Annotated in this window: 2 protein-coding genes; both read right to left on the bottom strand. The window is 69.8% G+C overall.

The features are described 5' to 3' along the window. Nucleotides 1-1,729 (bottom strand): DNA polymerase III subunits gamma/tau (locus ADBZ5U_RS15435; protein ID WP_526811657.1); only part of this gene is annotated, 1,729 nt, incomplete at its 3' end. Between the two features lie 9 nt (nucleotides 1,730-1,738). Beyond that, on the bottom strand, nucleotides 1,739-3,037 hold the full coding sequence (locus tag ADBZ5U_RS15440) for an aspartate aminotransferase type Ic (protein WP_526811658.1): 1,299 nt from the start codon (nucleotides 3,035-3,037) through the stop codon (nucleotides 1,739-1,741). Between the last annotated feature and the right edge of the window lie 74 nt (nucleotides 3,038-3,111).

Consider the following 3,111-nt stretch of genomic DNA (forward strand, 5'->3'; position numbering starts at 1 on the left):
CGAGGGCGTCCTTGAGCGCATCGCGGATCACGTCGGCGTTGTGCTGCTCGGTCAGTCGTTTGGCCAGCATCGGCGCCTTGTGGGCCAGTATCAGGGTGTCGCCGTCGACGGCGAGAACGGTCGCGTCGGCCAGCATGGCGTAAAGGGGCTTGCTGCGGTCGCGGACCTTGTCCCGGACCGTTGACCACATCTGGCGCACCGCGGCGGCATCCGGTTGGCCGGGAGTTGGGGCTGCAGGTGCCTCACGATTGACGTGAGGCTGGGGCGCGCTCGCACTGTCGTTGCGCGGCTGCACTCCTGCCGGGGTGGGCGGGGGTGAGGGCACGGAGGCCGCCGGTGGGGTGGGCGCAGGCGGGGTGGGCGCAGGCGGGGTGGGCGCAGGCGGGGTGGGCTGCGCCTCGCCGAGATCGACGTTTTGTCGGTCCACACTCGCACTTTCACGCCCAAACGTCGGTTTGGGCGGGGCAGGCTCGGGCGCCGGGGCAGGCTCGGGCGCCGGGGCCTGGGTCTTCCGGACGTACTGCCTGTCCGACGGCGGCGGCGCGACGGCGGCGGCCTCCGCGGCCGGGATGGAGATGTCCAGCCTGGTCTCGATGCGCTCCACGCGTTGCAGCAGTGCCGATTCGGTGTCCGACGCCGAGGGCAGCAGCAGCCGGGCGCACACCACCTCCAGCAGCAGCCTCGGGGCGGTGGCACCGCGCATCTCACCGAGACCGGCGTGCACCACCTCGGCGTAGCGGGCCAGCGTCGCCGGTCCGAACCGCGTCGCCTGATCGCGCATCCGCTCCAGGACGTCGCCGGGCGCGTCCACCACTCCGCGGCTGGCAGCGTCCGGAACTGCTTGCAGCACAATGAGATCCCGGAACCGCTCCAGCAGGTCGACGGCGAAGCGCCGTGGGTCGTGCCCGGCGTCGATCACCGATTCGACAGCCCCGAACAACGCGGCGGCGTCCCCGGCCGCCAGGGCGTCCACGGCCACGTCGATCAACGCGACGTCGGTGGCGCCGAGCAGTGCCAGCGCCCGCTGGTAGCGCACCCGGTTGCCGTCGGCACCGGCCAGGAGTTGGTCGAGCACGCTCAACGTGTCGCGCGGCGACCCGCCGCCGGCCCGGATGACCAGGGGGAAGACGGCGTCGTCGACCTCGACGCTCTCCGAGGCCAGGATCTTCTCGATCAGCCCGCGCATCGTCTTGGGGGCCAGCAACCGGAACGGGTAGTGGTGGGTGCGCGACCGGATCGTCGGGAGCACCTTGTCCGGTTCGGTGGTGGCGAACACGAAGATCACGTGTTCGGGCGGTTCCTCGACGATCTTCAGCAGCGCGTTGAAGCCCTGCGTGGTGACCATGTGCGCCTCGTCGATGATGAAGATCCGGTAGCGGCTCTGGGCGGGGGCGAAGGATGCCCGGTCACGCAGATCGCGGGTGTCGTCGACACCGCCGTGGCTGGCGGCGTCGAGTTCGACGACGTCGAAGGACCCGCCGCCGCCCGGGCCCAGCGACCCACAGGAATCGCACTCCCCGCACGGCTCGGGCGTCGGACCCTGCTCGCAGTTCAGCGAGCGGGCGAGGATGCGCGCGGAGGAGGTCTTGCCACAGCCCCGCGGCCCGGAGAACAGGTAGGCGTGATTGATCCGCCCGGCCGCCAGCGCCGTCGACAGCGGTTCGGTGACGTGCTCCTGGCCGACCACCTCGGCGAACGTCGCCGGTCGATACTTGCGGTAGAGCGCCACGACAGCAGGCTACCGACCGTCTGCGACGGTTTCGGACCCGAGCAGCTTCTCGGTGGCCGCCAGCAGCGCGCAGGTGGCCAGCCCGTCGATGGCGTCGGACAGGTCCGCCAGCGGAGGGAAGCTGGGGGCGATCCGGATGTTGGTGTCGTCGGCGTCCTCGCCGTACGGGAAGGAGGCTCCCGCGGCGGTGACGGCGATGCCGGCGTCCTTGGCCAGCGCGACGGTGCGCTTGGCGGTGCCCGGCAGCACGTCGAGGCTGATGAAGTAGCCGCCTCTGGGCTCGGTCCAGGAGGCGATCTTTGATTCCGAGAGCCTCTTGTCGAGGATGTCGCGCACCCGGGCGAACTTGGGCGCCAGGAGCTCCCGGTGGCGCAGCATGTGCCGGCGCACCCCGTCGGCGTCGCGCAGGAACCTCAGGTGCCGCAACTGGTTGACCTTGTCCGGTCCGATCGACTTCTTACCGGCGTATTGCAGGTACCAGGCGATGTTGCCCAGCGAGCCGCCGAAGAAGCCCACCCCGGCACCGGCGAAGGTGATCTTGGAGGTGGAGGTGAAGACGAAGGGCCGGTTCGGGTGCCCGGCCTCCGCGGCCAGACCCAGCACGTCTATCTGACGGACGAAGTCCTCGGTCAGCGTGTGGACCAGGTAGGCGTTGTCCCAGAAAAGCCGGAAATCCGCTGCCGCCGTGCGCATTTGGGTCAGTCGGCGGACCACCTCCCAGGAGTACACCGCCCCGGTCGGATTGGAGTACACCGGCACGCACCACATCCCCTTGACGGCCGGATCGGCGGCGACGAGTTCCTCGACGAGGTCGACGTCGGGTCCGTCGTCGCGCATCGGGACCGGAATCATCTCGATGCCGAGGGTCTCGGTGACGGCGAAGTGCCGGTCATATCCGGGCGAGGGGCACAGGAACTTCACCACCGGCTCACGCATCCACGGCCGGGCGGAGTCGAGGCAGCCGTGCAGCATCGCGAACACCACGGCGTCGTGCATGAATTCCAGGCTGGAATTGTTGCCCGCGATCAGGTTGGGCACCGGGATACCGAGCAATTCGCCGAAGATCGCGCGCAGGCCGGTCAAGCCGTGCTGACCGCCGTAGTTGCGGGTGTCGGCGCCCTCGGCGTCGAGGAAGTCTCCGCGGCCGGGCAGTTCCAGCAAGCCGTTGGACAGGTCGAGTTGCTCGGCCGAGGGCTTGCCCCGGGTCAGGTCCAGGGCGAGCTTCTTGTTCTGCAGGTCGGAGTAGTTGCGCCGCTGCTCGTCATGGTGGATCCGCAGTTCGTCGCGGCTGAGGGACTGGAGCGACACCGCGGGCCTTTCGAATGAGGGGGACCCCGCGCACCCGCCAGAGCCCGTTGACCCTTGCTGCCTTCCAGCCCTGG

This window comes from Mycobacterium sp. (genome assembly GCF_040398885.1).
Lineage (GTDB): Bacteria > Actinomycetota > Actinomycetes > Mycobacteriales > Mycobacteriaceae > Mycobacterium.